The 26245-nt window shown below is 53.2% G+C and carries 19 protein-coding genes, 2 pseudogenes and 1 riboswitch; of the genes and pseudogenes, 9 read left to right on the top strand and 12 right to left on the bottom strand.

All coding sequences use genetic code 11. The features are described 5' to 3' along the window. Positions 1-189 precede the first annotated feature (189 nt). Positions 190-1347, top strand: a complete 1158-nt coding sequence (locus Abor_RS00105) for an energy transducer TonB (RefSeq protein WP_048839804.1) — start codon at positions 190-192, stop codon at positions 1345-1347. Positions 1348-1472: 125 nt separating this feature from the next. On the opposite strand, the gene Abor_RS00100 is transcribed toward Abor_RS00105, so the two are convergent. After that, a complete protein-coding gene (locus tag Abor_RS00100) occupies positions 1473-2993 on the bottom strand; it encodes a UvrD-helicase domain-containing protein (RefSeq protein ID WP_048839803.1) in 1521 nt (506 codons plus the stop codon). A gap of 332 nt (positions 2994-3325) precedes the next feature. Here Abor_RS00100 and Abor_RS00095 point away from each other — a divergent pair, with 332 nt between their 5' ends. Beyond that, entirely contained in the window at positions 3326-3754 is a 429-nt protein-coding gene (locus tag Abor_RS00095) for an acyl-CoA thioesterase (RefSeq protein WP_048839874.1), read from the top strand. Positions 3755-4372: 618 nt separating this feature from the next. Then, on the top strand, positions 4373-5203 hold the full coding sequence (locus Abor_RS00090; protein ID WP_048839802.1) for a ferritin-like domain-containing protein: 831 nt from the start codon (positions 4373-4375) through the stop codon (positions 5201-5203). Between the two features lie 32 nt (positions 5204-5235). Here Abor_RS00090 and Abor_RS13280 read toward each other — a convergent pair. Both Abor_RS13280 and Abor_RS00080 read right to left on the bottom strand, forming a co-directional pair. After that, positions 5236-7221 (bottom strand): annotated as a pseudogene (locus Abor_RS13280) (alkaline phosphatase family protein). Between the two features lie 86 nt (positions 7222-7307). Next, positions 7308-9698 carry a TonB-dependent receptor gene (locus tag Abor_RS00080; protein WP_048839801.1) on the bottom strand — a complete coding sequence of 797 codons (2391 nt, stop codon included), beginning with the start codon at positions 9696-9698 and terminating at the stop codon, positions 7308-7310. Between the two features lie 756 nt (positions 9699-10454). Between Abor_RS00080 and Abor_RS00075 the strand changes: the two genes are divergently transcribed. Continuing rightward, positions 10455-11480 carry an SDR family oxidoreductase gene (locus Abor_RS00075; protein ID WP_048839800.1) on the top strand — a complete coding sequence of 342 codons (1026 nt, stop codon included), beginning with the start codon at positions 10455-10457 and terminating at the stop codon, positions 11478-11480. A gap of 87 nt (positions 11481-11567) precedes the next feature. On the opposite strand, the gene Abor_RS00070 is transcribed toward Abor_RS00075, so the two are convergent. Then, positions 11568-12902 carry an alpha/beta hydrolase family protein gene (locus Abor_RS00070; protein WP_244877843.1) on the bottom strand — a complete coding sequence of 445 codons (1335 nt, stop codon included), beginning with the start codon at positions 12900-12902 and terminating at the stop codon, positions 11568-11570. An 86-nt stretch (positions 12903-12988) separates the two neighbouring features. Beyond that, positions 12989-15634 carry a TonB-dependent receptor gene (locus Abor_RS00065; protein WP_084594281.1) on the bottom strand — a complete coding sequence of 882 codons (2646 nt, stop codon included), beginning with the start codon at positions 15632-15634 and terminating at the stop codon, positions 12989-12991. Positions 15635-15842: 208 nt separating this feature from the next. On the opposite strand from Abor_RS00065, the gene Abor_RS00060 reads away from it, so the two are divergent. Beyond that, positions 15843-16223 (top strand): VOC family protein, encoded by a 381-nt coding sequence (locus tag Abor_RS00060; RefSeq protein WP_048839798.1) that lies wholly within the window; start codon positions 15843-15845, stop codon positions 16221-16223. A 39-nt stretch (positions 16224-16262) separates the two neighbouring features. Here Abor_RS00060 and Abor_RS00055 read toward each other — a convergent pair whose 3' ends face one another. Then, positions 16263-16700 carry a CrcB family protein gene (locus Abor_RS00055; RefSeq protein WP_048839797.1) on the bottom strand — a complete coding sequence of 146 codons (438 nt, stop codon included), beginning with the start codon at positions 16698-16700 and terminating at the stop codon, positions 16263-16265. Between the two features lie 100 nt (positions 16701-16800). Beyond that, a riboswitch (Fluoride riboswitch) is annotated at positions 16801-16869 on the bottom strand. 348 nt (positions 16870-17217) lie between these two features. Here Abor_RS00055 and Abor_RS00050 point away from each other — a divergent pair. After that, the gene (locus Abor_RS00050; protein WP_244877842.1) at positions 17218-18189 is read left to right on the top strand and encodes a DMT family transporter; all 972 of its coding nucleotides are present in this window, start codon (positions 17218-17220) and stop codon (positions 18187-18189) included. A 95-nt stretch (positions 18190-18284) separates the two neighbouring features. On the opposite strand, the gene Abor_RS00045 is transcribed toward Abor_RS00050, so the two are convergent. The 4 genes from Abor_RS00045 to Abor_RS00030 form a co-directional block, all read right to left on the bottom strand. Beyond that, positions 18285-18686 (bottom strand): hypothetical protein, encoded by a 402-nt coding sequence (locus Abor_RS00045; RefSeq protein ID WP_048839796.1) that lies wholly within the window; start codon positions 18684-18686, stop codon positions 18285-18287. Positions 18687-18981: 295 nt separating this feature from the next. Then, positions 18982-19749: an SDR family NAD(P)-dependent oxidoreductase gene (locus Abor_RS00040; RefSeq protein ID WP_048839871.1), complete on the bottom strand. Its 768-nt coding sequence runs from the start codon at positions 19747-19749 to the stop codon at positions 18982-18984. 140 nt (positions 19750-19889) lie between these two features. Next, positions 19890-21266 carry an inorganic phosphate transporter gene (locus Abor_RS00035; RefSeq protein ID WP_048839795.1) on the bottom strand — a complete coding sequence of 459 codons (1377 nt, stop codon included), beginning with the start codon at positions 21264-21266 and terminating at the stop codon, positions 19890-19892. Between the two features lie 126 nt (positions 21267-21392). After that, entirely contained in the window at positions 21393-21857 is a 465-nt protein-coding gene (locus Abor_RS00030; protein WP_048839794.1) for an RrF2 family transcriptional regulator, read from the bottom strand. 81 nt (positions 21858-21938) lie between these two features. On the opposite strand from Abor_RS00030, the gene hmpA reads away from it, so the two are divergent. The 3 genes from hmpA (at position 21939) to purU (ending at position 24952) form a co-directional block, all read left to right on the top strand. Beyond that, a complete protein-coding gene (gene hmpA, locus Abor_RS00025) occupies positions 21939-23171 on the top strand; it encodes an NO-inducible flavohemoprotein (RefSeq protein WP_048839793.1) in 1233 nt (410 codons plus the stop codon). Positions 23172-23199: 28 nt separating this feature from the next. Next, positions 23200-23640, top strand: a complete 441-nt coding sequence (locus Abor_RS00020; protein WP_084594280.1) for a DUF488 domain-containing protein — start codon at positions 23200-23202, stop codon at positions 23638-23640. A 466-nt stretch (positions 23641-24106) separates the two neighbouring features. After that, on the top strand, positions 24107-24952 hold the full coding sequence (purU, locus tag Abor_RS00015) for a formyltetrahydrofolate deformylase (RefSeq protein WP_048839791.1): 846 nt from the start codon (positions 24107-24109) through the stop codon (positions 24950-24952). Between the two features lie 184 nt (positions 24953-25136). On the opposite strand, the gene pnuC is transcribed toward purU, so the two are convergent. Further along, positions 25137-25697, bottom strand: a complete 561-nt coding sequence (pnuC, locus tag Abor_RS00010) for a nicotinamide riboside transporter PnuC (RefSeq protein WP_048839790.1) — start codon at positions 25695-25697, stop codon at positions 25137-25139. Then, positions 25694-26245, bottom strand: a pseudogene (locus tag Abor_RS00005) (hypothetical protein); the annotation flags it as partial. The pseudogene Abor_RS00005 and the gene pnuC, both read right to left, overlap by 4 nt.

The raw sequence follows: 26245 nt of genomic DNA, 5'->3' as shown, positions 1-26245 counted from the left end.
GCCCTACCTCAGTAAGACCATGTAAGCACCACATGCCGGGCTGTTGCTTTATGAAAGAAAGTTTTATTGCGCTTTCCCTGTTGCATTGCGCAAGTTCGGGCTAGAAAGCACGCGCTAGCAATGGCACACTACACACAGGCAAACGCCCCACCATAGCCCTGCTGGGGTAGAGGAGAGAACGGGCACTTCATGAAGGCTATGCTCAGTCGCTCTTCAAACACGCGCAACCGGCAAGAGCCGCAGTTGGCCGTACCCGGCCATACACATGCGCAGCCCGACCCAACCACGCAGCCTGATAGCAGCCTGCCTGCCCATGTGCGCGACAGCCTAAAACCTGCCCTAACCCCCGTGCCCCGCCCCAAAGGGCAAGGCTATGCCCGCGTAAAAGGCACGCCTACGCCGCTTATCCGGCGGGAAAAATACGCCGAGCCAACCCTAGGCCCGGTTTTTACCAGTTCGGCCTTTGCTCATGTTTTGTTGCTGGCGGCTTTGCTGTGGCAAAGCACGCACCATAACCAGCAAGGTGCCCCTACGGGAACACAACCATCGGTTGAGATGGTTTTTGCCCCACAGCCCGCCACCAGCGGTATGGTTGGCCAACAATCACCCGATGTAGGGGGCGGTAACTCTGGCAAAACAGCCAGCACCGCAGGCCAGTCTGAGCCCACGCCAGATGAAGCAGCCCCCGGCCCCGCCGCCCCAGCAGATGATGTACCGGCTGCCCCGCCCCTACCCGCATCGAGCGACGGCTTGCCCAAACCCACCCCGCAGGAAAATAAAACCGTAAAACCTGCCCATGCGCCGTCTGGCCATAAGGTGGGGCCAAGCAAAACCAAACCCTCACCCAACAGCAAACCACAGCTCAAAAAGCAGCGGCATGCGGCTTCTCCGTTCGATAACCCGATGGATCTTTCGTTTAACGAAGCCCCAGCCCCCCGCCGTAACCGCCACGGCCGCCCCGGTGGGTCTGGTGGCCCGATAGACCTGTCTATTGGCCCTGTGGTCGAAAACGGGGCTATTAACGCGCACTATACCTCGCGCACCTCTATTAAAGGGGTAAGCGATGACTACGGCCAAGAAATTAACGCCTGGATTGAGCGCCATCTGTTCTACCCCGATGAAGCCATTCGCAATGGGGAAGAAGGGCCGTCTTCTGTGCATGTGGTGCTAGACCGCACAGGCCGCGTGCGCTCAGTGTACGAAACCAACTCCTCTGGCTCGTATTATCTCGATGCCGCGACCACAGGCATGTTCCATGGTGCGCAACTGCCACCCGTACCGCCAGACATGTCGGGCGATCATTTTGATATTGATGTTACTGTAAAATACATTCTTATTCGCCGCTAAGGGCACCCCCAAAAGGGTGCGCCCATGCGTGCTGGGCATGCCCCGCAAGTGTAAATGGGGCTGCCTACGCAACCATAAAACATTATGGTGTGCAGTGGTATTTTACAAAACCCTGTGCACTCACCTCAGCACTTTTCTTGCCAAAAAGTGTAAAGCCCATCTGGCACATAGAGCAGTTTTTGCGCACGGGTGCAGGCTACGTACAGCACGTTAATTTCCTGCGTGCATTCTTGTATGCGCTGGCGCTGTTTTTCCTTTTGGCGCAGTTTGTATTTTTCAGAAAACTCTGCATTGTCTTCTAACGCCGCCATACGCTCTATGGCTTTTTCCCGCCGGGTGGCCCACTCAACGGGGGAGAGAAAATCGTCAAGCATAATAACTGTTTCAAACTCTCGCCCTTTGGCTTTATGCGCTGTTGAGCACACAAGGTTTACCTCATCAGGGGTGTCTCGGTACAGGGTTTGAATGGTCTCCATTTTTTCGGCCAGTTCGTAGCCATGTTTATCAACTATGGTAAACAGCCGCTTGGCTATGGGGTCTGCGTTTTCGCCCTCTTTGGCGGCTACCAACTCTTTCCATGTGCCAAAGGGCAAGGTGTTTTCTGCCCCCCGTGCAGCAGGGTTTGCGTGCCTACGGTAGAGGGTTAGGGCAGAGCGTATTTCCTGCATCATGTCTTGCACCCCACCCAAAACATGAAAAGGCGTTTTAATATTAACAAGACTTTCAAACAGCCTTACGTTAGAGCGCGCCAGCACTAACGTATTGCTTGTGGGGCGTATTTTACCCCCATAATGCCGTACCGTGCTTTGTAAAGCCGGGTTGCCTTGTAAGGGGTATGGTGGGGGGCTGGCATGGGTGCGCAATATGCCATTAGCAAGTCGGGCTATATTTTCACCAAAGCGCCAGCTTCTGCTCAAAGGTAAAGCCTGCACCTTTAGGCTAGACATCGCATCAACCGCGCCCCGAAACGCGTAAATAGACTGGTAGGGGTCACCCACCACCACAAGTGGCAAGCCAGATTTTTCTAAAATAGACAGCAAAACTGGGTTAAGGTCTTGGGCCTCATCGACCATAATATAGTCGTAGCCTGTTATTTTACGCTCCATTTCAAAACGCTTTAAATACACATCATGCGTTATAGGAAAAGCGTGTTTTTCAAAACGTATAAGATGTTTAAACGCAGTGGCCACAAAGGTGCGTATGGCCCGGTTTGTTTTAACATCGCGCTCTGGGCAGTGGGCCTGCGTTAATTTAGTGCCAGCACTTATTAAAAAAGCCGTTAGGGTTTTTAACACGGTCTCGGCACTGCCGGGTGGGGCTTTTAACCCCAGCTCTGCCTCTAACTGGCGTATGTGGCGCAGGTTATAGCGCGGCACAAGGCGGCCTGCCTCTAGCGCCCGCAGCCCTAGGTCTGCAAAAGCGTAACTATGGGCTGTGCGGGCTTCAACCTGCCTACCAAAGCGGCTCCGGGCCTCACGGGCAATGGCGGCATTAAAGGCCAAATACAACCCGCGCTGCGCTGCCCAGTGCGCACTATACAATACCAACGTGCTGGTTTTACCGCAGCCAGCCCCGGCCACCACCTTAAAACTTGCCGTGGGGCTTTTTGCCAAAATTGCGCGCTGTTGCGGCGTATACTCTACCATAAGATGAAACAAACTTATCCATTTTTAAACAAACACGGCGCAAACCGGCCAAAGTGTATAGCCACGCCATACCTCTAACACCCTGCACCCCTTAATGCTTTGAAAGGTGTTTAAGGCTTTTTACCAAAAATACCACCGGGCAACAGAAACACACCCCCCGCCCCTGATGGGCCACGCCACGCTGGGCATATACGCGCCATTTGCAACCCTGCTCACAAAGAACTGAGCGCACGAGCCGGGCACTCTATGCTTTATTCTGTAAAAATTGAGTGTGTGTAGGCTTATGCCTGCCGCATGTGTCTTTAAGTGTACCTTATAAAGGGTTTGTTCTTATGCCTGCAGCTTCTTCTGCCCTTCTGCCTGACGGTGTGCCCACCATTCGTGTTGTGGCTATGCCCAGCGACACCAACCCCGCAGGAGACGTGTTTGGCGGCTGGATTATTTCCCAAATGGATCTTGCAGCAGGCACCACGGCGGCTTTCCGCTCTAATGGCCGCGCGGCAACGGTCGCTATTAACGGTCTGGTTTTTCTCGAACCCGTAGCCGTAGGCGATGAGGTCAGCATTTACACCCACATCGCCCGGGAAGGGCGTACGTCTATGACCATTCATGTGCAAACATGGCGCCGGGCGCGGCATACCCATAAAACCTCTAAAGTAACCGAGGGAGACTTCACCTTCGTAGCCCTTGATGGCAACCGCCGCCCACGCCCCCTACCCCCTTTAAGCGCCTGCGGTGCCCCAGTAGACCCTGTGGTGTAATTTTTCTCCCCCCCCTTTCCTGCTTTTTAAAGGCTGTTTCAAACGCCCTACATTGAGGCGTAACCGCTCTTGCAACCCTTATTTGTAAGGTTTTGAAACAGCCCTTTAGCGGCCGCCTTAAGGCCGCGTTGGCAGGTTCATGTGGTTTTTGTGCCTGAGCGTGTTATTTTTGCCGCTCCCCTTGTATCGTGGCTTGGCCACAAGCCTTTCTATACCGCTCACAAAAAGGCCCCCGCTCCGTTTTTTTGAAAGAGCTTGTTAGCCTGAGTGGCCGTAGCGCACACTTACAGCAACGCCCTGTACCGTCTTCACCTACCATGCGGCCTAGGGTGCCAAGGCAGCATCCAGCCTGCAATATATGCAGACCATACCCCCATAGCTATGCGTAAAACGCATAAGCCTTTCTGATCTGGCCTGCGTTAAAAGCTGCGTGCGCTCCCAACAGGGGTGCTGTGTGTGCGGTAACGCTCTGGCGCTGTCACATAAAAAAGAGCTAAGGAAAAGCCCAGAGCACCACGCAGGCCCCCTGCGGGGCGTTTTATGGCGTGAGCGGCTCTTTAAAACAGGCCGCACCAACACAGGGTGCATACACCCAAGCAAACGGGAGAGGCGGCGTACATGAAACACTGGCAGATTGACCAACTACCGTGGGACAGTTTTGACCCCTCCAAGGTTGACCCTGAACTGCTTAAGTCCGTCAAGGCGGCCTCTGTTGTTGAACGCAACAGCGTTGACTACGCCATTTACCTCAATAACGTTTTTCATGATGACCCAGACTTTAAACAAGCGGCAGATGACTGGGCCAAAGAAGAAATTCAACACGGTGACGCCCTAGGCCGCTGGGCCATGCTGGCCGACCCTGAATGGGACTACCAAGCCGCTTTCCAGCGTTACCGCGATTTTTACCATATTAACCTTGATGTAGACCAATCTGTACGTGGCTCCCGCACCGGCGAACTGATTGCGCGTTGCATGGTAGAAACAGGCACATCGTCTTTCTACACAGCCCTAGCCGACGCCACGGAAGAGCCCGTGCTCAAAGCCCTGTGCAAGCAAATTGCAGCAGATGAATTCCGGCATTTCAAGCTGTTTTACGACCACATGCACCGCTACCTAGCACGGGAAAATATTAGCACTTTCCAACGCCTGCGCATTGCACTCGGCCGCGTGACCGAAAGTGAAGATGACGAACTGGCATCGGCTTACCACACCACCAACGACCCCGTAGGCATGCCCTACGACCATAACCGCTGCATTGCCAACTACATGGCCCGCGCCATGCGCTCTTACCAGCCCAAGCACCTTAAGCGCGTAACCGGTATGGTTTTTAAAACCATTGGCCTCACCCCGCACTCCAAAATACAAGACCTTGCCTTCTGGGGGACTGAAAAACTGTTTTTTAACCGCCAAAAGAAATTTGCCCGCATGGTCGGGTTGCCAGCCTCTTAAAGTGGCCCCCTAACCCAGCCAATAAACCGTTTTTATGCGCCCCGCCCTATATAGGGGTCTGTGCGGCTGGGTTTACCATCTTCCATATGGCCAGCCACATGCAGCACAGGCCTGTGGTTGTGTGCTTCAAGCAAGGTAAAGTCGTACCAGTTGTCAGATTGTGCGGCGGGCCAGAGGGTTTGTACCTTAGCACCCGGTAGCAGCGTAACGGTACGGCTTGTACCGCCATATCCTTCTACAATACGCACAACACGCGCAGCCTTTTGGTGGTTACACAGCACCAGCACAAACTGGCTTTGCCCTGCATTATGCCGCACGGTGCATTCTAGCTGGCCTAGCTCAGACCACTGTCTAAAAAAGCCATTGGGCCCATGTACCGTAACAGGTTGCCCTTTTTGGGGTGCAAGCTTGAGCTTAAAGTCTTGCCCTGCGGCAAGCGTGTAATGCCGCGCAACACCCCCGCTGCGTATGCGCAGCACAACCCCTTGGCTTCCATCATTTATAAGATGCACGGTGTTACCCGCCAGTATATCGGTATGCACACTATAAGGCAGCGCACGGGCGGGGCGTTGGCCGGGCTCTTGCTTGGGTAAGCTTTGCTGGGTAGGCACTACCGGTTTTGGCAAAGCGCAAGACTTGCGGGTCTCTGCCAAATAAGTGTCTGTACGGGGTAAGTTTGCCTCCCACTTTCGGTCGGTCTGGGCAAAATCGAAAAGTGATGTGAGGTCGCCACACACACTGCGCCGCCACGCTGTTATAGTGGGGCACTGCACCCCAAAGCGTGCCTCTAAAAAACGTAGTACAGAGGTGTGGTCAAATACCTCTGAATTAACCCAGCCGCCCTTTGTCCATGGTGATACCACTATGGCAGGCACTCGCGGGCCTAAGCCAACAGGTATGCCGTTATAGCTTTCACCTTGGGTAGATACCGTGCACAAGCCCTGCTGCTCATTTAAGGCCGGTATGGGTGGGGGTACGTGGTCAAAAAACCGTCGTTTTCATCGTAATTCAGAATAAAAACGGTTTTAGCCCATACATCAGGGTGCCGCACAAACACGTCCATCAAGGCAGAAATTAGGTATTCCCCATAGCCCGGGGGGGCATTGGGGTGCTCACTTAACGCTGTGGGTGGCACAATCCAAGAAACTTGAGGCAATGTGCCTTGTGCAACATCACGCTCAAACTCAGCCACTAGGTAGCGGCCTTCTGTCTCATGCATATTGGCGGCAGTAGAGCCCGGTGCAAAGCTACGTGCGCGCTTATAAGCCCACGAGCTTTTTTCTACCCTGCGGTAGGCCGCAAAAGAGGCCAAAGGGTTATCACCAAAATTATCGTATTCTTGGTAAACGCGCCAAGACACACCGGCTTCTTGCAATTTTTCTGGGTAAGTACCCCACTTAAAAGGGGTAAAGTCTGCACGGTCGTGCGCCATATCTGCCGACCAATTGCCGTCATCTACATTGTCAATGGCCTGTTTACCCGCATTACCAACAGCCAGCCCGTTTGTGCCAGTAAAGAAATAAAGCCGGTTAGGGTTTGTTGGCCCAAAAATAGAGGCATGGTAGGCATCGCAAATGGTAAAAGCATCTGCCAATGCATAGTAATATGGAATTTCAGTTCGGGTAAAATGGCCCATGGTCATGGGGGTTTTATGTGCCACCCATGTGTCCCAATTATTCCATTCGGCCTGTGTATTTTTCCAGCTATGGTCTAGGCTGGCAATGCACGCGCTAGATGTATGCGCGGTGTTAAACAAAAAAGGCAGCACACGCCCACCTTTTCCATCAGGTTGTTCAAAAACACTTTTACCATCAGGCAATTTTTCTGCGCGGGGGTCACTATAACCCCGCACGCCTTGTAAACAGCCAAAATAATGATCAAAAGAGCGGTTTTCTTGCATAAGAATAACCACATGTTCTACGCCCTGTAGTGTTCCGGTTACTCTATTGGGCGCAACTGCCAAGGCCCGCTTGAGGTTTTCCGGCAGGGCTGCCCCTGCTGTCGCAGCAGCACCAAATTTGAGGAACTGACGACGGTTAGGGGCAGAAAACATATGCTTATCCGTTATAAACAATACAAGAACCTAAACCACTCAAGCGCTTTCTTAGAAGTGCTTGCGCACCGTAAAGAACACCATACGCGGCGCACCCGCCTGAAGGGTTTGCAAGCTGCCCGTTGGGTCTGTTGGCCGGAAACCCGCACTACCCACTGTTGCAACATAGCGTTTGTTAAACAGGTTGGTTACGTTAATCTGCATATCCAAGCCACGCAGCGCCCAGTTGGAGCTATGGAAACGATACCCAACATTGAGGTTAAAGATATCGTTAGGCTTGATCCACTGGTCGTTTGTGTAGGTGTACGTGCGGCGGCCTTGGTACTGCATACCAAAGTTACCCCAAATTGAGCCGTCGTCATAGCTTACTTGCACGTTGGCCAAATTGCGCGGCATAGCCACAACACTTTTACCCTGCGTATGATAAACCACGCCGCCAGAGGTCAGGTTATCATCATAGGTGGACTGGTTGTAAGCATAAGACACATATAAAGACCAATGGTCATAAAAACGGTAATTAAAGGCAGCATCTATACCACGGGCCGTAACCCCGCCACCGTTAACCAGAATGCTTGGAATACCCTGCACGTTGTTGGTGGCATTAGGCGTAATAGACAGCAAGCGGTTTTGAAACTCGATGTAATAACCGGTTAAAGACGCCTGAATACGGTGGTTATGGAAACGATAGCCTATTTCTTCACTGTAAGACATTTCGGGGCGTAGTGCATCTTTAGACGCTGCATAGGCCGCTGTTGTCATGGCAAAGGGGCTGGTTGCACCAGTGCTAGAGTTATCAAACGCTGCCATATTACGCGCAAAGTCAGCAAAAATTTCGTTATGGCTGTTAAGGCGGTAGTTGGCCCCAATTTGCGGCAAAAAGCCATTGGCAGAGGTAATAGACCCGCCCGCATATTGGTTACTATCTGTTTGCACACCCATAACGTTACCGGGCAGCTGGCGGCCTTTATTATCCACCACCAAAGATTTAAAGCCGTAGTTCAACTTAAGTGCCGGGGTAATTTGCCACGTATCTTGCAAATGGAACTGGTAGGTTTTGGTATTAAACGCACTCTGCCACTGTGTTGCAAACGGGTTACCACGGAACCAGTGCACAGAACTACCAGTATACCCATTTTCGCTTAACGGGTAGAAACGCCGGGCCTGTTCAAAGTCGTTATTTTCAAACCAGAAGCCGCCTTCAATGGTGTGGTGCCCAATTTCGTAAGAGAGCCCACCAATAAAGCCTTCACGGTGAATGTCGTATTCGGTTGTGCGCACAGAAAGCGGAGACCCACCTAGCTCTGCTGGTGTTGGTGTATAAGGCGTTGCGTAAATGCCTTCACCGGTGTTGGTGTGGCCATATACGGTTGCATAACCTTTTAGTCTATCGTTAAGTTTAAAATCTAACTTGCCATAGCCCAGCACGTCTTCACGTAGGCCAGCAGAGTTATAGTAAGACTGATCTTGGTCTTTAATACCTGCGGGAAAGGCTGTGCCATTTTGGTAAGCACGCGCAATATCCTGCGCAAGACCATAATTATTGGTTATGTTATCGAGCTTATACCCAATTGTTTTAATCTGCTCTTTAGAAATATCCTGATAATCGTTTTCGGCGCGTTGGCTATAATCACCAAACAAAGTTAGTTTTACTTTTTCGCCTAATGGCTGCACAAATTTTGCGTTAGCCTGTTGTTGCTGCTGTATGCCTTTGCCTTTCCATTTATCAGCATCCTGATAATCGTAAGACATATACATACGCCCACCACCGGGCAGTGTGCCGGTGTTGACACGGGCAAATGTGCGCCATGTATTGTTGGAACCACCCGTTGCTGCCACATCAACCCCAAATTTTTCTGTGGGGTCGATAGAGGTAAATTCGAGTGCGCCGCCAAGGTCGTTCGAGGCCGCAACGCCAACAGAACCAGCACCTTGTGCAAGGGTTGCTGTGCCGTTATTTTCTGTTTGCAGCGCACGGCCAATAGAAAGACCGTTGTCGTTACCATAAGCAAGATTACCAAGTGGAATACCGTCCATGGTAAAACCAAGGCGGCTTTGGTCAAACCCACGGATAATAATTTGCTGTGACCATTCATAAGACCCCAATGGGTCTGATGAGGTAAACATAACACCCGGTAATTTAGACAGTGTTTTAAGGGGGCTTGTGCCGGGGGCAACCTGTTGTAACGCTAGGTGCGACAATTTTTGCGTTTCACGCGCGGCACCAGCACCCATCACAATAATAGATTCTGCCTGATCGTCTTTTGCAGAAACAGCTTTTACCTTCGGAGAAGCCTTGTCGGCAGCTTTGCTTTTTGTACCCTTATGGGCACTCGCCTGCTCTGTAGTGGCCTGTGCCGGTGTTGCAGCACTTTGCGCGTAAGCAGACGAAAAAAACAAAGAACTCATGCATGTTGTCAGAAGAAAAAGTTTATTCTGTTTCATGCAGCGTTATCCCTCATAATTTCAGGCTCCCCTTATGGGATTGTGATGACGCCGCGACCCTATGGCCCTACTTTAAAACTGTCGTGTTGTAGTTCCGTTAAAAAAACATGACATAATTATTTCAAAACGTTATAACAAAATTAGAAAGAGGCCTCTTTTAAAAGGTTAAGTATTATTCTCTTCTTATTTTTTATTTTAAAAATTAAATTTATAAACACTATATAATAAAACAGAAAATGAGACTTTATATTTGTCCATAGATCTCTAAAAAATATATTCTGTAGACATTCTATAAAAATTTTAAATTTAAATTTACTGTTTTTTACTTTATTTTTATTTTTATTGGAATTACTTAAACCCAGTCAAAACGTAACTTACCAAACAAATAAAATCTATGAAATTTCAAATTAATCCTTTAATATTAAAGAGTATTTTTAAAACCCACCTCAAAATTCATGCTCCACAAAACTTGGTGTGGCGTTTGTGCTACAGGGTCGCAAAACTTATGTAAGCAGCACCATAAGGCGCTTTATTTTACCTAACACGCAACCTTTGCCTGAGTCGGCTTCATAAAAAGCCCTGCCTTCTCAGCCATATTCAGTACCATGGCGTGCGATACAGCCATGCACTCTGCGGCCCTTTGTAGCAGGGAACCCTCTGTGCCTTTTTGCGTATGCTTTACACCATTAGGCAAAACCCACGCCCTTACCCCGGGTGCAGGTTGCCTAGCATAGTGTGTAGATAAAGAGGCACCGCATGGCTTCCCACCCAACCCCGCCGCACCATAACCCAGCACGCCGCAAGTTGTTTCAGGCGGCAGGGCTTGCCGCCGCTGCTCTCCCGTTTTCTGGTAAACTTGCCGCCGCTGAAGGAGCACCCATGTCTGGCTCTGCCACCACTCCCCCCTTACAAGACCCGCGCACCCAATACCCAAAAGCACCGTTTGAAAAACAGCCCCAACCTTGGCCGGGCCTAAACAGCAAAATGCACCCGCTGCCCGACTGTGGAGAAAAAAGCTACAAAGGCAGTAACCGCTTGCTAGGCCGTAAAGCCCTTATAACAGGGGGCGATTCTGGTTTGGGTCGTGCCGCAGCCATTGCCTACGCCCGCGAAGGGGCAGACATAGCCATAAACTACCTACCGGCTGAAGAGTCTGATGCCCAAGAAGTTGCCGCCCTTATTGAAAAAGAAGGCCGCAAATGTTTCTGCCTACCCGGAGACCTACGCGATGAAGCTTTTTGCCACAAGCTGGTACAGCAAGCCGCACAAAGCCTTGGCGGGCTAGATATTTTTGTAAACTGTGCTGGCCGCCAACAAACACACGACAGCCTGCTTGATGTCAGCACCGAAGCCTTTGACTGGACGTTAAAAACCAATCTTTACGCGCTGTTTTGGCTTTCAAAAGCGGCTATTCCGCTCCTTAAACCCGGTTCTAGTATTATTTTTACCTCTTCAACCAATGCCTTTAGCCCGTCTGTAAATATTCTTGATTACTCTATGACCAAGGCTGGCATTGCCAATTTTGCAAAAGGGTTAGCTAAACAACTAGCCAGTAAAGGTATTCGGGTTAATGCCATTGCCCCCGGCCCATTTTGGACGCCCCTACAGGTTAGCGGCGGCCAGACTATGGAAAATGTAGAAAAATTTGGCACAGAAACCCCAATGGGCCGCCCCGGCCAGCCGGTAGAGCTGGCACCAGTTTATGTGCAGCTTGCCTCAACAGAGAGCAGCTACATGACCGGCCAAATTATAGGGGCCAACGGCGGTATGTGCCTACCATAACCGCACCAAACGGGACTGTAGTGCTGCTTACTGAGGTCATAAAAAGCCGCAGCCAGCCCCGCTCTCTTACTTTCTGACACGCCTTTCTTAAAGCGTGCCGCAATTTGAGGTGAAAGGCTTGCCTGCAAAGCGGTCTTTTATCCACTCTATTTGGTCTGGGGTAGAGTTGGTCATGGTGGGGTCATGATCCAGACCGGGGTAGAGGTGGAAAAACAGTTTAATACCGTTTTTGCAGGCCTTGCGCGCGGTGGCTTTAACCCCGCCCGGCGGCACAGACACATCGCCCCCGCCAGTAAGCACCATAAGCGGGCCTTTAACTGGCAACTGGCCCACACTATCTTCTTTTAAAAGGGCCTGTATGGCTGGGGCTTTTGTCCAGTTAGGCTGCATAATATCTGCGCTGGTTTTACCAGCATAGGCAGCGTGGCCCGTAAACCAGCACCCTTTGGTCGCCAGCAAGGGGTAATACGCGTACCCGGCTTTGGTCAGCACAGAATGTTCATCAAAGTCTGCAAAGCGGGCTTTGGTGCCAAACGCCACCATAGGGAAGTAAAATGGTGCGCCGCCCTCTTCGGGTTTAGGGGCAATAAAGTCGAGCATATCCACTGTGCCAGACACTGAAACTGTGCCTAAGTAATTTGGGTTTTGGAGCTGCTGCTCCATTTCGCCCACGCTCCATGCTGCCATGCCACCTTGAGAGTGCCCATCGGCCACCCATTTTTGGCTTAAAATACCCGGCAGTGCGGCCTGTGCGGCTGCAACGGCGTAAATAACATCGTACCCTTGGGCCAGCTTGTTCATATATTGGTGCGCGCCGGGTGTGCCCTGCCCGTGGTAGTCTGTTGCCACAACGGCTAGGCCCGCTTTGGGGAAGTCAAACAAGCCTTCATCGCCATAATACAGGTCTTTCATGAGCGATGGCGCGCAGCTTTGCGCAACGCCACTGGTACCATGTGCCCATGCCACCACAGGCCAGCCACCCGTAGGTGTTGGGCCAGCAGGCAGCAAAATGAAAGCCGAGGTCAGCACATCGTGCCGTTGCGCATCTAGCGAGTGGTAAACAATACGCCACACACTTGTGCCTGCAGGCACGGTGTAGTCTTGCGTGGCTTTTTCTGCCCGCACCAGTTTACCCGGCCAGACAGAGCCTGTTTGAGCCGTTGTGTCTGGTGCAGTGTAAAACGGGGTAATGGGCAGGGCCAAAGCGGCTTCATGTGCAAGGGCTTCTGGCACGGTTTTGGGCAGGTCGTCTGCCTGTGCCTGTGCCTGTGCCTGTGCCTGTGCCTGTGCCTGTGCCTGTGCGGTGTGGGGTAGCACGCTGGCCAGTGCAAGAGCCGCTACACTTGCGCTCAAAAACTTACGCAATACGCTACACTTACCAGCAACGCTAAAAGCAGGCTTAAGCACTGTTAGACACGCCATAAAACAATACCCCGTTTAAAAACTCTTGCACCTTAAAACAAGTATGGCGGCTTTTTTATGCACCGCCACAACCAACCCGCTTTGTTTTAGCGGCTATACGTCCATAATACGCCCATATAACGGGGCCGCATGGTAGACTGCTGTTGCAGCAAAGAGCCATTAACCTGGCTAGAACTGGTTACCATTGGGCTAAGGTTAGGCAGGTTATTGACATAGAAAGACAGGTTCATGTTGTTTTCAAACTTAGCCCCTACGCGCAGGGTTAAGTAATTTTGTGACTGCGTTAAGTAATAGCCGTTATTATACACCAAGGTTTGCGGGTCGCGCTGAATGGTCGTGCCATTGGGGCGGCTAATATACTGGTAGTCTGTGCGCACATAAACCTGACCATGTGCAACCGAGAAAATATGCTTGGGAATATTATACTGTACGCCCAAGCTATACGTCCAACCCGGTGTGCCAAGGGAATCCCCCTTGCGGGCCAGTAGGCCGGTGCCGTTGCTGCCCACATAAGAGTTTTGGGTATAGTGCGCGTCTGTAAAGCCAAGGGTGCTATCAATAGCCAGACCATCAACCGGGTACAGGGTGGCTTGCAGGTCAAACCCTTTACTTACGGCAGAGCCCATATTGGTGGTGTATTGCACGCCACATTCTGGCAGGTACGCGTTTTGCTGAATGTTAGACCAATTAATATAATACAAGCTGCCCGCAATTTGCAGGCGGTTGTTAAAGAACTGGTTTTTAGACCCCAGCTCCCAACTTTTAACCGAGTCAGACTTATATTTTTCAGGCGCTGAGCCCATGCCAAAATTATCAAGGTCGTTTTGGCACAAACGCTGGGGCACGGGTGTGTTGGCACCGCCCACACGCCAGCCTTTGCTCCAGCCTGCATACACCATAGAGTGGCGGTCTATCTGGTAGCTTAGGGTAAATTTGGGCGTTACGGGGTTTTCGCTAATGCCACCGGCGCCTGTGGTACGGGCATCGTTGTGGCTGCCGTCTGCAAAGTTGGTAAAGCTATAGTCTGCGTGGGTGTAGCGTATGCCCGCATCAAACTTTAGGCCCTTAATAATTTCAACGGTTGCGTTGGCAAAAACGGCGGTTTGCTCATCTTTGGCGCGGGTTTGGTTAATGTAGGCGTATTTGCCCACATCTGGCCAACCACCCCAGAAATCTGCCGCAGACTGGTTAAACAGCAGTTGCGTAAACTCGTTAGATTGCGGGTCTTCCAACCGTTCAGAACTCATTTGCTTGTCGTTCTGGTAATACACGCCAGCAACCCACATTAAACGGTTAAACAAGGGGCTGCGCGACTGCACGCGAAACTCTTCTGTAAAGTTACGCTGCTGGTTTAAAATGGTAGATGGCCCGTAATAATAAGGCAGTTTGGGGTTAATACCCTGTGGGGTTAACAGGGGGTAGTACGGGCTGCTGCTATCCAAAAATTCGTTATAATAAGACAAATCGTAAATTGTGCCGTTATAGCCGGTCACGTTATTACGGTGCAGATAGGCCGTGTTAGAAATAAGCGACACGTTGCCAATATCGTACTTGATGTTAAGGGAAGGCAGGAAAAAGCGGTCTGAGCTTTTCTGGTATTCGGGCGAGTTTGTGTAAAATTGCTGTTTAGAGGGGTTAGAGAGCCCGGCAAAATAGGTGTCTGTATCGCCCGTTAAGCGCTGTTGGTACAAAATAGACGGTGTAATGGTCAGGTTATCCATTGGCTTAACCAGAATGGAACCCCGAAACACGTTTACATCGTTATTATTGGTGTTTTTATCGACCTTCTGGCCGGTACGGTAGTCTAGGTGGTCAATATAGCCCCCTTCGCTCTGCCGCTCTGCACTGGCTCTAAAAGCCAGCTTGTCTTTTATAATGGGGCCACCTAGCGCCACGCCAAGGTCGTAAGTTGGGGCACCATATTGAGAGGCCGAAACATCGGCACGGGCGTAAGAGGTATATTTGCGCAGGTTAGGGGCTGGCGTAATGTAGCGCACGGCCCCGCCCTCTGCCCCGGCCCCAAACAGGGTGCCTTGTGGGCCACGCAGCACCTCAACGCGCTCCATATCAAACAACTGGGGCACGGAGTTTTCAGCGTTAAAACCAAGGTTTCTAATTTGAATGGGCGTGTCATCAAGGTAAATGCCCGTTGTGGCAGACCCTGCGCCAGAGGCCAGACCGCGCACAATGGGGGTTTTTGATGTGGGGTCAAATGTCAGGCCGGGCGTAAAGCGCAACACGTCCTGAATGGTTTTGGCCCCTTTCATGTCTAGGTAGGCCTGGTTATAGGCGGCCACACTCACGGGTACCCGCATAATAGACGTTGCCCGGCGGGTAGAGGTAACGGTTACCGCCTCCATAGCGCCAGAAGCCTCTTTGGCCGCAGCGGCTTTATGGGCTTTGCTTGTGCTACGCGTGGCATGCACGGCAGCAGGGGCAGCCTGTGTGCCTGCGGGGGCCGCTTTTGCCGGGGCCGCCATATGCGGTGCAGTGTGTGCCGCTTTGGCTGTTTGGCGCTTTTCTGCGCTTGGGGTAGCCGCTTGCGCGCCCCCATAACCCGCAACGCAGGCCAGCATAGACAGCGCACCCGCTACCGCAGGCGGGCGCAGGCCCCCAAAGCGTGGCCAAAGCGCCACAGCCCCTTGCAGGCCAGAAGACCCTTCCAGCATAAGCCTGCCAGACATTTTCCGGGTACGCTTCCATCGTGACAACAGATGAGAGGGTGCAGACATGTGCAGACTTTCGCTAAAACAGAAGGGTGAAAGGGCTTTGTGCTGTGTGCTATAGAAATACTAAACCTTTCGGCAATAATTTTTAGGGGTTAGCGAAAATGTAACAGTTCTCTGTTACTCTATTCCCACACCTTTTGGGTGTTTTTGACCTTTGCCACCGGCACGCTACAGTAGCTTTTTTCCTGTTTGGTTAAGAGAAACGCACCGCATGTTCAGCCATATTACTCTGGGCAGTAACGATATTGCCCGCTCCAAAGCCTTTTACGACGCCACTTTGGGTGTCTTGGGCTGCCCACCCGCAACACCTAATGCGCAAAACCGGCTCTTTTACCGCCACGATGGCGGCGTGCTTATGCTCACCACGCCCTTAAACGGCCAACCCGCAACCGGGGCCAATGGCGGCACAGTTGGCTTTACCATGCACAGCCCAGAGCAGGTTGAAGCGTGGCACAAAGCGGGCCTAGCCAATGGTGGCACGGCTATTGAAAACCCGCCGGGCGTGCGCCCCTCCGCCACCGGAGACCTGTATCTGGCCTACCTGCTAGACCCAGCGGGCAACAAGCTGTGCGCCCTGTACCGCATGCCCTAACGCTTTAAATTAATAATGCAGGGGGTAAGACGCCTTAACTCAGGCTTCTTCCTCTGCATCAAGTTGCGCCACCTGTACCGGCTGGTTGGGGTTAAGGTACGAGGCCACCAAATGCCCGACAGAAGCAGCACCCACACACAAAATAACCGAAAGCGCTACCGTAAGCATGGCACGCCCCCATGCCCCACCGCGCATAAGTTCCAGCGTTTGTAAGCTAAAAGACGAAAACGTGGTGTAGCCCCCACATAAACCCACCATAACAAACAGCCGCATGTTTTCAGAGGCGGCAAACCGACCATCGGCCAAAGTCAGCGTGCCAAAAAACGCAATAATAAAAGAGCCAACCGTATTAATGGCCAAAATAGTGCCCCACGGCATAGCCCGGCTGTAGGGGGCTGTAAGCACAGACACAGTGTGCCGGGCCAACGTGCCTAAAGCACCGCCCAGCATAACAATAAGGCAAGTATAAAAAGACATAGAGCAGCCCACTTTCTTACTCTGGCGGGCCTTTTTAGAGAATCCCGCCGTGTATGGCGGCCAGCAGGCAAAACTGCCTTACGGGCCAGAACCATGTGTTACTACGGCAGGAGTCATCAGCCCTTACAAGCGGGCGGTTATAAGGGGGTACTCCATCCCCTGTAAGGTTAGGCTATAGCGCACGGCACGAGGCAGCTCAAGCCATGCTTGTGTTGCATGAATAACACGAAGCGTTGCTGTTTTAGCTTATCTCAACCAAGCTCAGCCCATAGCTGGGCCGGGGTGGTGTTAAAACCAACCCCGCCTTTATGGCAGAAGACTGCCCCTGCCCGCCCCTACGCCCTGCTATGCGCTTGTTTAAAACAAACCCCAACCCACATTTGGCGTTACAAAGAACCGCTTTAACATCTTGTGCAATCAGCGTATTGCCCTGCGCCTACACGCGCCCGGCCATGCTGGGGGGCAGCCCTTGGGGCACACCGCCTGCTTTGTTTTTTCAACTTTCGGTTTTATGGCAATGGATCCAAAAACTCTGTTCTCTGGCATGGCACTCGCCTTTGGGGCGTATGCGTCTTTTGCCATTAGCGATGCCTTCTCCAAACTTTTGGCGGGCGCGCTAGACCCGTTTGAGGTTGCCTTTTCTGGCGGGGTGTTTGGCTTTCTTATTCTGCCCTTTATTCGCAAACCCCACGAATCTTACCTTGATATTGTGCGCCCCCAGCAAAAAGCCATGTGGGTGCTGCGTGCGGCCTGCGTTTTTGTAGCCACCGCCGCCAGTGTTGAAGCCTTCATGCTGCTGTCCATGCCTGAAGCGCTTTCTATCATGTTTCTTATGCCTTTGTTTGTGACCATTCTTTCGGTCGTGTTGCTCAAAGAGAAAGTGACATTCTGGGCATGGCTTGCGGTTATTTTGGGGTTTGTGGGCGTTCTTATTGTGCTGCGCCCCGGTGTACGGCCCCTTAACCTTGGGCATTTATGTGCCCTGCTGGCAGCGTTTGCCAATGCAGGCAGCGTTATTGCCTACCGCCTTGCCAGCACAGAAGGGGTGCGCCTTTCACTTTTTGGCTCTAGCCTTATTGGCCCGCTGGTAGGTAACGGCCTGCTTATGGCCCTGCATGCCACATGGCCCCATGGGGTAGCAGACTGGTCTTACCTGTTTGGCTACGGTTTTCTGGCAGCCCTTGGCCAACTTATGATGATGCTTGCCACCGCCCGCGCCCCTGCCAACCGCGTGGCCCTGCCCCAATACAGCCAAATGGTATGGGGTGTGGTGCTAAGCTACATTTTGTTTCATGAACCGCTAGATGCCTGGACATTTATTGGCATTACCGTGCTCACCTTCTCAGGCATGCTCAACTGGGTGCGCCAGCGCATACGCTACGAACGTATGGCCATGAAGGAGCGCTGGGCCAGACAAAAAGCCCGCCGCGCCGCTAAAAACGAAGCCCGCCTAGCCGCCAAAAAAAGCCGCGCAGCCCCTACGGGCTAAACAACACACAACCCCCGCTCTATGGCATGCCGCCACCCTTAAGCGGCATAGAACGCACATGCTGTGTTGCACCGCGTTCTATGCGCTTATTGCGGCTATAAACCACGGGGGGTTTGGCGGGCACTCTGCGCAAAAGGCTCATGCAAGGCCCTGCGCCGCACGCAGCGGGGGAGTAGCTCGCGCACCATGGCCAAGGTTGCCTGCTCAGACAGCCCGGTTTCTTCAGATAAGCGCTCAAGCTCATCTGGCGTGAAAAACTGCTTAATTTCAACCTCTGTTGCCGGGCCTGCTTTATCGGCCCCCTGCCAGTAGCGAATAGTATCTATCATACCCACCGCCCGTGCGCGCTGCTCTAGCATGCTCGGGTGGTCTGGTTGGGGGAGCGGGCCAAGCAGGTCGTTTAACAAAGACAGCAGGCCGGATTCATCTTGTTTGGCAAAGGTCAGAAAATCACCAACCTGTGTTGCCGCAGAAGAAACTGCATTGGTAAAGCTCATGGTAGGTGCCTTTACTTACGTGGGGCACGCAACCTGCCAATGTCTTTTTATTATTCTGTGGGCAGGTCGCGTGCGGTTTACACCGGGCACAAACAAAGGTCTTTTTCCTCAGACAGCCTGCGTTCCGAGCAAACCCTTGTCTCCCTACTCAGCACAACGCACACTAGGCCTGTAAGGTTTGCAGGGTAGCGTATGGCACACGCAAATGTGTGCCACGGGGGCTAAACACACCCTAACACGTTAGCCCCACAGCAAAGCCCGCATAGTATAAGGCCTTACTCTATAAAGCAGTTTTTTAACCTGCCATGCTGCGGTCTACCGCTAACCCGGCAGAGGCTTGGCAGGTGGGCATCATTTCAATGGTGTTAATGTTTACGTGGGGCGGTAGGGCCAGCACCCATGCTACGGTTTCGGCAATATCTTCTGGCAGCAGGGGTTTGGTGTTGTCGTACACAGCATCCGCCTTAGATTTATCACCAAGGCGTACTTCGCTAAATTCGCTACCGCCGCACAGGCCGGGGGCAATGTTGGTGGCGCGTACCTGCTTGCCCAAAAGGTCGCTGCGGAGGTTACGCATAAACTGGTCTACAAAAGCTTTGGTGGCCCCATACACATTGGCACCGGGGTACGGGTAAATACCCGCCGTGCTGCCTATAGAAATAACATGCCCCGCATTGCGCTCTACCATGCCGGGCAGCAGGGCGCGGGTAATTTCAACAAGGCCAGTTACGTTGGTGGCAATCATACGCTCCCAGTCTGCGGGGTTGGTTTGCCATGCTTTTTCAAGCCCAAGAGCAAGCCCGGCATTGTTTATAAGCACATCAACCTGTTGCCAGCCGGTAGGCAGGCTTGCGGGCAGGGCTTTAAGGGCGGCAAGGTCTGTCATGTCCAGCACAAATGGCAGCAGGTTTGCACCCGCTTGCGCGGCCAAGGCCTCTAACCGCTCTTTGCGGCGGCCTGTAGCAATAACGCGGTAGCCATCTTTAACCAGACGCAGGGCAATGGCATGGCCAAACCCGGCTGTTGCGCCAGTTACCAGAACAGTTTTGAGGGGTTGTGTCATGTGCGTGCTGTCTCCCTGCATGGCGCTATGGTGTGGTTGCGGTGTAGCACCCCCACGTTGCATGCGCGTATCATGCACCACTTGTTGGGTTGTGCCAAAAGCAGAGCACGCACTATTTTGTTAAAAAAGAGTATGCCGCTTTAGTGGCTCAACCCATAAAACAGCGCCGCCGCAAGCAAAATGGTAACCGGCAGTGTCGCCAGCCACGCCAGAATAATACGCCCGGCCATACCACGCTGCACGCCCGCACCAGAGCCCAGCATACTGCCAGCAATACCGGCGGTTACAATGTGGGTGGTGCTTACGGGCAGGCCTGTATAGCCAGCCGTTAAAATAAGCCCTGCCCCTACCAGCTCAGCCGAGGCCCCTTGGGCTGGGGTTAGATGTGTACGGCCAATTTTTTCGCCCAATGTTTTTACAATACGCTGGTAGCCTATCATGGTGCCAAGGCTTAGGCAGACTGCGCTTAAAAGCCGCACCCACCACGGGGCAAATTCTACAACCGGGCGCAGTGTGGCCCGGAGCTGCTTGGCGCTGGCTTTAGCCGCACTCGGGAGTGCGGGGTTTTCCTGCACGCCTTTAAGCCCGGCCACAACCTGAAAAATATCGGCCCTAATTTCTGTTACCGGTATGGGGGCAACACCTTGCCCCTGCACTGCCCCGGCCTGCGTGTGCAACCGGGCGGCAGCGGCCAGAGCCTGCGTGCGAAAGGCGTCGTGGTCGTACTGCTCTAGCACCTGCTCTAGCTGCACAGCCTGTGTAGGGGCCAGCGGCACGGGGTTGGGCTGTTGGGGGTTAAGCGCATACAGTGCAGGCCACAGCCCCACCACGGCCAGCATAATAAGGCCAATGCTCTTTTGCCCATCATTGCTCCCGTGTGAAAAACTCACCCCGCTGCACGTACCCACCAGCAACCAGCGCACCCAACCGCGCGGGGGGTGCTCACCCTGTGGGGGCTGGTACAGGGCTGTATCTTTTATAAACAGGCGGGCAAGGCGGTAGAGCACAAATGCCCCCGCCAGCCCTAAAAGTGGAGAAACGGCCAGAGCCTCTAGCACCTTAACCACTTGGTGCCAGTCTACCCCGGCCCCAAATGTGCGGCCATGCACAAAGGAATCGCCTATGGCAACGCCCACTATGGCCCCAATAATGCAATGCGAGCTGGAGTTAGGAATACCGGCCCGCCATGTAAACAGGTTCCACGCTAATGCTGTCCCAAACAAAGACAGCAGCATGGGCACGGCAGGGGCCCCATTAGGGGGGGTAAGCACATCTGGGGGCATAAGCTCCACCAGTGCGTAGGCCACACTCAAGCCCCCAGCCAGCACGCCTAAAAAGTTCATAACACCCGAGAGCACCACCGCCACACCCGGTTTGAGAGAGCGGGTGTAAATAACCGTAGCGACTGCGTTGGCCGTGTCATGAAAGCCGTTCACGAACTCGAACACGCACACAAGCACGCTGCACAACACGAGAATGGTTAAGGAGAGAGGCGAGTCTGGCGTGAAGTGCAACATGGGAGGGCAAGGAGACCTTTTTAAGAAGAGCCGCCCGTTGCATAGAGGAAGAGGAAGGACTTTTTAATCCGTAAATTTCTATTTTTTTGTGCCGGTGCCATTTTTTAGGGCTGTACCGCCGCTTTTTTAGGCAGGGAGCGGGCTGGCCTGTGTTAGCACACGCCGCTCGTAGGGTTTGAGCAGGTCTGCCAAGGTGCGGCTATCTAGCACGCTCATAAACGCCCCCAATGCCTCACCCAACACACCGCGCAGGTGGCAGGCATTGGCTAAAATGCAGCCCCCCGGTGGGGTTTGGCTGCCCGGCTCTGGTGGGGCCATGCAGCCTACAAGCGCCATGTCTTCCTCGGTGTGGCGCACAACATCGCCCACGTTAATATGCTCTGGTGCGCGGGCAAGTGTGAGCCCACCGCCACGCCCACGGTGGGTGGCCACAAACCCACCCCGCCCCAAGTTGTGAATAACCTTCACCAAATGGTTTTCTGAAATGCCGTAAGCCAGCGCAATCTCACGAATAGACACCCGGCGGTCTGCATGGATGCCAAGGTAGAGCAATGTGCGTAGAGCATAGTCGGTATAAAGAGTAAGCCGCATGGTGTGATGATACGCCACATTGACATCTTTTTTCCAGCGCTCGATAAGGTGTATGAAATATACATCTTTAAGGAGTCCCCCATGACTGCCCAACTCGATGACCAAACCCGCGCTATCATTACCGCCTGCGTGCCAGCCCTAGAGGCACACGGTCTGGATATTACGCGTGAGATGTATGCCCGCCTGTTGGCAGACCCCGCCATTAGTGCGCTGTTTAACCGCTCCCACCAAAAAAATGGCGAGCAACCAACAGCGCTGGCGCTGGCCGTGCTCACCTACGCCCGCCACATTAACGACCTAAGCGGCCTAACCGGCATGATTGAACGCATTGCAGAAAAACATGTGGGGCTGAACATTCTGCCCGAACATTACCCCCATGTTGGCACGGCCCTGCTTGGCGCTATCAAACATGTGCTGGGTGATGCCGCGACCCCAGACATTATGCAGGCATGGGCCAATGGCTACCAGTTTTTGGCAGATGTGCTGATAAACCGGGAAAGCCAGCTTTACAAAGCCAATGAAGAAGCCCCCGGTGGCTGGACAGGCTGGCGCGCCTTTACCATTACCAACCGCACGGTTGAGAGCGAAAAGGTGACCTCTTTCGAGCTAACACCGGTTGATGGCAAACCCGTGCTGCGCCACAAGCCGGGGCAGTATTTGAGCTTTAACATTACCGTACCGGGCCAAGGTGCGCAGCGGCGTAACTACAGCATTTCCTCTGCGCCTAATGGCACAAGCTACCGCATTAGCGTAAGCCGTGCGCCGCATGGGCTGGTTTCTAACTGGCTGCACGACCACGCCGCCCAAGGCACGCAACTGCTGGTTTCTGCCCCTGCGGGGTCTTTCACGCTGCCAGCCGCCACAACCGCTCCGGCAGTTTTGCTCAGCGCGGGCGTGGGGCTAACCCCCTTTGTGTCCATGCTCGACACAGCAGCAACACAAGGCTGTGCCGCCCCCGCTTTACAGTATATTCATGGTACCCACTCCGCCCAGACCGAAGCCTTTGGCCCGCACATACGCGCCTTGGCAGAAAAAGGGTTGGTTAAAGCCGATGTGTTTTACACCCACGGCAGCACACAGCACGCTACCCCAGCACCACATGCGACAGGCATACAGGTGCATAACGGGCGCATTTGCCCAACATGGGTAAGAGAAAACACACCAGCAGATGCTGTCTATTATGTCTGCGGCCCAGAAGGCTTTATGCAAGACATGATAAGCGGCTTAAAAGCAACCGGCGTGCCCGAAAGCCGTATTAAGCACGAGGTATTTGGCCCCGCCACAACGCTAGAAGATACCCTAAACGCCGCATAATAAACCGCTTAAACCAGGAGCAACCGCCATGCCCCGCCTACCCCGCACTGTCGCCCAAGCCCCCCATACCGGTGCCCACGCACAAGGTGCAGGCAGGCCGCATGGCGCCCCCCGCTACCCGGTGCGCGTGCGCCGGGTCTATGACCCCGCCTTGCCAGATGACGGCGCCCGCGTGTTGGTAGACCGGCTCTGGCCACGTGGGGTAAGTAAAGAGCGTGCCCATTTAACACTCTGGCTAAAAGACGTGGCCCCCTCTACCGTGCTGCGCCAGTGGTTTGGCCACGATCCCGCCCTGTGGGACGACTTTCAACAGCGCTACCGGGCCGAGTTAGCCCAAAACCCAGACGCCCTGAACCAGCTTGTAAGCCTTGCCCGACACGGCCCCCTTACCCTGCTTTTTGGGGCCAAAGACACCACCCATAACGAAGCCATAGTGCTGGCTGATATTTTGAACAACACCGCACACTAATGCCCCTAGTAAAGCAGCCATACGGCTAAAAAGAACAAACCAAGAAAGGCGTTAAAAAGCCTTATGGCGCTATGGGCTGGCAACTCTATTAACAGAGATATCCACAGAGTTTTGCAGGGCTTAAACCCTGTGTTTGTGGATAACTTTTAGCACACGCCCCCAACAAACGCCCCCTAAAATGGCAGTTTTCTGCCATTTGTGCGTATTACCGCCGAGTCCGGCTTAAAGTGACTTGACCTTATTTGGCACTAACGAGTCGCTATAGCGGCAAGTCATCCACAAGTAATTGGGGTGGTTTTTGAGCGTTTGTATTTGTCAAGCCGTTAAAAATGGCCTGTCTGTTTGTGCCACCATGTGTTGCAGTGTGGCAGCGGTGTTGGCACAAGGGCGCATAAGAAAAGCGTAACGTAAGGGAAAGGCCTAAGCCTGCCCCGCACACCGGCCCTTTGGGAGCAACACCACCCCCATGCAGTTTGTTCTGACCTTCTCCTGCCCCGACCGCCCCGGCATTGTTGCGGGCGTTTCTAGCGTGCTGGCCAGTAAAGGGGCCAACATTGCCGAAAGCCATCAGTTTAGCGACCCCGATACCGGGCAGTTGTTTATGCGGCTGGCTTTTAGCGCCCCCAACACCCAAAGCCTTGCAGAAATGCAAACCGACCTAGCCCCGGTAGCCCAGCAATTTGGCATGACCATGCGCCTGCACAATGCAAACGTGCTGCCGCGCATTATTATTATGGTCTCTCGCTTTGACCACGCCTTGCTTAACCTTTTGTACCAAGTGCGGGTTAACTGGCTGCGGGCAGAAATTGTGGCCATTGTCTCTAACCACCAAGACAGCGCCGCAACCGCAGCACAAGCGGGTATTCCGTACTACTACTGGCCCGTAAACAAAGACAACAAAGCCGAGCAAGAAGACAAACTGCGCGCACTTGTGCAGCAAACCGGCGCAAGCCTTGTTGTGCTGGCCCGTTATATGCAGGTGCTCTCAGACCAGCTTTCGGCTGAAATGAGCGGGCGTATTATTAATATCCACCACTCTTTTCTGCCCTCTTTTAAAGGCGCACGCCCCTACCATCAGGCTTACGCCCGTGGGGTTAAGCTGATAGGAGCCACCGCGCACTACGTAACGGCAGACCTAGATGAAGGCCCTATTATTGAACAAGAAACGGCCCGCGTTACACACAACCTCTCCCCCGATGACTATATTGCCACCGGCCGTGGGGTTGAATCTCAGGTCTTAGCCCGTGCTGTAAAACTGCATGTTGAGCAACGCGTTATGCTAAACGGGCGGCGTACAATCGTTTTCTCCTGACCCACACACGCTCTCTGCGCTGGCTGTTGCAAAGAGAAAGAGCTGGCCACGTACCCACCACTTTTACGCCTACCCCACCTGTCTATTTTGGGGTAGGCACACTCTATAACAAAACAGTTCTGTTCTGTTATTTTTGCATCTTACCCTATGTAGGGGGTAAAAACTTTATCGACCAAAGCGTGTTTTAAGCAGCCCTGCCAGCCTTACGCCAGGCCTGCAAGCCTAAAGCTGCCAGCACAATAAAAGCGGCATATAATGCGGCGGTCAGGTAGAGGTCTCTTATAATAAAAAGACCTGTGTAAACACTATCTATGGCAATCCAGAGCCACCAGCAGGCAAGGTGCCGCCGGGCCATCCATACTTGGCCTAAAATACTATAGGCACTTAACAAAGCATCAAGCAGGGGTAAGGGGTCATCTGTTGTGGTGCGAAGCATTATGCCAAAGGCAAGGCCCAATAGCGCTGCTATACCCACGCCATACCAAAGGCTTTTAGGGGGTAAGGTTACAACCTGTACCTGCCCTGCGGCCCGCACACCACGCACCCACCCCCACCACCCGTAAAGGGCGAGTAGTGCAAATACGCCTTGCAATGCGGCATCTGCATACAGGCGAGCTTGCCAAAACACTATGCCGTATAAGGCGCTTGCCAGCACCATAACCCCCCAGCACACCGGGGCACGGCGGCCTGTAAGCCATACCCCCAACGCACTGGCGACTACGGCTGCAAGTTCAAGCGCACTCATAAGGTTTTATCTGGCGTGTCTGGAGTGTGGGGCGTATGGAGCGTGCCACTACTCTGCTTGGCCCCTGTATGCATACCCTGCCCCGTAAAAGATGTGGTAAGGGGGGCACCTTTTTGCACCCAATGCAGCACAGCTTGGCCTTGTGGGGTAGAAAACCACTGCGCATGGCCTAGCAAATAGTCTGTATAGGCAACCTCAGCCGAGGCCGTATCGTGCAGCAAGCCCCCAAAATACGCGACCTCAGACAGCGCAAACTCAACATGCACCAGCGGTAAAAATGCCGCTACGCAGGCTCTTTCCTGCGCACTTAGGGGCCGCACCTGCGCGTAACCCTGCAAAAAAGCGGTTATATGTGCATCATATACCGTTCTTTGTGCTTCGGGGTGCAGCCAATCTATCATGCTGCGTTCTAGGGCCACGGCTAGGTCAAACGGGGCGCAGGTGCGCTCGGCCATACCAAAATCAAGCACGCACGCCACGGTGTCTTGCACCAAACAAGACGCTGCACTGGCACTGGCACTGGCACTGGCACTGGCACTGGCACTGGC

The sequence above is a fragment of the Acetobacter orientalis genome (assembly GCF_000963965.1).
Lineage (GTDB): Bacteria > Pseudomonadota > Alphaproteobacteria > Acetobacterales > Acetobacteraceae > Acetobacter > Acetobacter orientalis.
This window is presented reverse-complemented; position numbering and strand designations above follow the sequence as displayed.

What these genes read in the sequence shown, in the direction of transcription:
- Abor_RS00050 (WP_244877842.1), top strand. Translation starts at nt 17,218, where the DNA reads ATGGATCCAAAAACTCTGTTCTCTGGCATGGCACTCGCCTTTGGGGCG.
- Abor_RS00020 (WP_084594280.1), top strand. Translation starts at nt 23,200, where the DNA reads ATGCCCCGCCTACCCCGCACTGTCGCCCAAGCCCCCCATACCGGTGCC.
- Abor_RS00060 (WP_048839798.1), top strand. Translation starts at nt 15,843, where the DNA reads ATGTTCAGCCATATTACTCTGGGCAGTAACGATATTGCCCGCTCCAAA.
- Abor_RS00105 (WP_048839804.1), top strand. Translation starts at nt 190, where the DNA reads ATGAAGGCTATGCTCAGTCGCTCTTCAAACACGCGCAACCGGCAAGAG.
- Abor_RS00045 (WP_048839796.1), bottom strand. Translation starts at nt 18,686, where the DNA reads ATGAGCTTTACCAATGCAGTTTCTTCTGCGGCAACACAGGTTGGTGAT.
- hmpA (WP_048839793.1), top strand. Translation starts at nt 21,939, where the DNA reads ATGACTGCCCAACTCGATGACCAAACCCGCGCTATCATTACCGCCTGC.
- Abor_RS00075 (WP_048839800.1), top strand. Translation starts at nt 10,455, where the DNA reads ATGGCTTCCCACCCAACCCCGCCGCACCATAACCCAGCACGCCGCAAG.
- Abor_RS00055 (WP_048839797.1), bottom strand. Translation starts at nt 16,700, where the DNA reads ATGTCTTTTTATACTTGCCTTATTGTTATGCTGGGCGGTGCTTTAGGC.
- Abor_RS00040 (WP_048839871.1), bottom strand. Translation starts at nt 19,749, where the DNA reads ATGACACAACCCCTCAAAACTGTTCTGGTAACTGGCGCAACAGCCGGG.
- Abor_RS00030 (WP_048839794.1), bottom strand. Translation starts at nt 21,857, where the DNA reads ATGCGGCTTACTCTTTATACCGACTATGCTCTACGCACATTGCTCTAC.
- Abor_RS00070 (WP_244877843.1), bottom strand. Translation starts at nt 12,902, where the DNA reads ATGGCGTGTCTAACAGTGCTTAAGCCTGCTTTTAGCGTTGCTGGTAAG.
- Abor_RS00100 (WP_048839803.1), bottom strand. Translation starts at nt 2,993, where the DNA reads ATGGTAGAGTATACGCCGCAACAGCGCGCAATTTTGGCAAAAAGCCCC.
- pnuC (WP_048839790.1), bottom strand. Translation starts at nt 25,697, where the DNA reads ATGAGTGCGCTTGAACTTGCAGCCGTAGTCGCCAGTGCGTTGGGGGTA.
- Abor_RS00095 (WP_048839874.1), top strand. Translation starts at nt 3,326, where the DNA reads ATGCCTGCAGCTTCTTCTGCCCTTCTGCCTGACGGTGTGCCCACCATT.
- Abor_RS00065 (WP_084594281.1), bottom strand. Translation starts at nt 15,634, where the DNA reads ATGTCTGCACCCTCTCATCTGTTGTCACGATGGAAGCGTACCCGGAAA.
- Abor_RS00035 (WP_048839795.1), bottom strand. Translation starts at nt 21,266, where the DNA reads ATGTTGCACTTCACGCCAGACTCGCCTCTCTCCTTAACCATTCTCGTG.
- Abor_RS00090 (WP_048839802.1), top strand. Translation starts at nt 4,373, where the DNA reads ATGAAACACTGGCAGATTGACCAACTACCGTGGGACAGTTTTGACCCC.
- purU (WP_048839791.1), top strand. Translation starts at nt 24,107, where the DNA reads ATGCAGTTTGTTCTGACCTTCTCCTGCCCCGACCGCCCCGGCATTGTT.
- Abor_RS00080 (WP_048839801.1), bottom strand. Translation starts at nt 9,698, where the DNA reads ATGAAACAGAATAAACTTTTTCTTCTGACAACATGCATGAGTTCTTTG.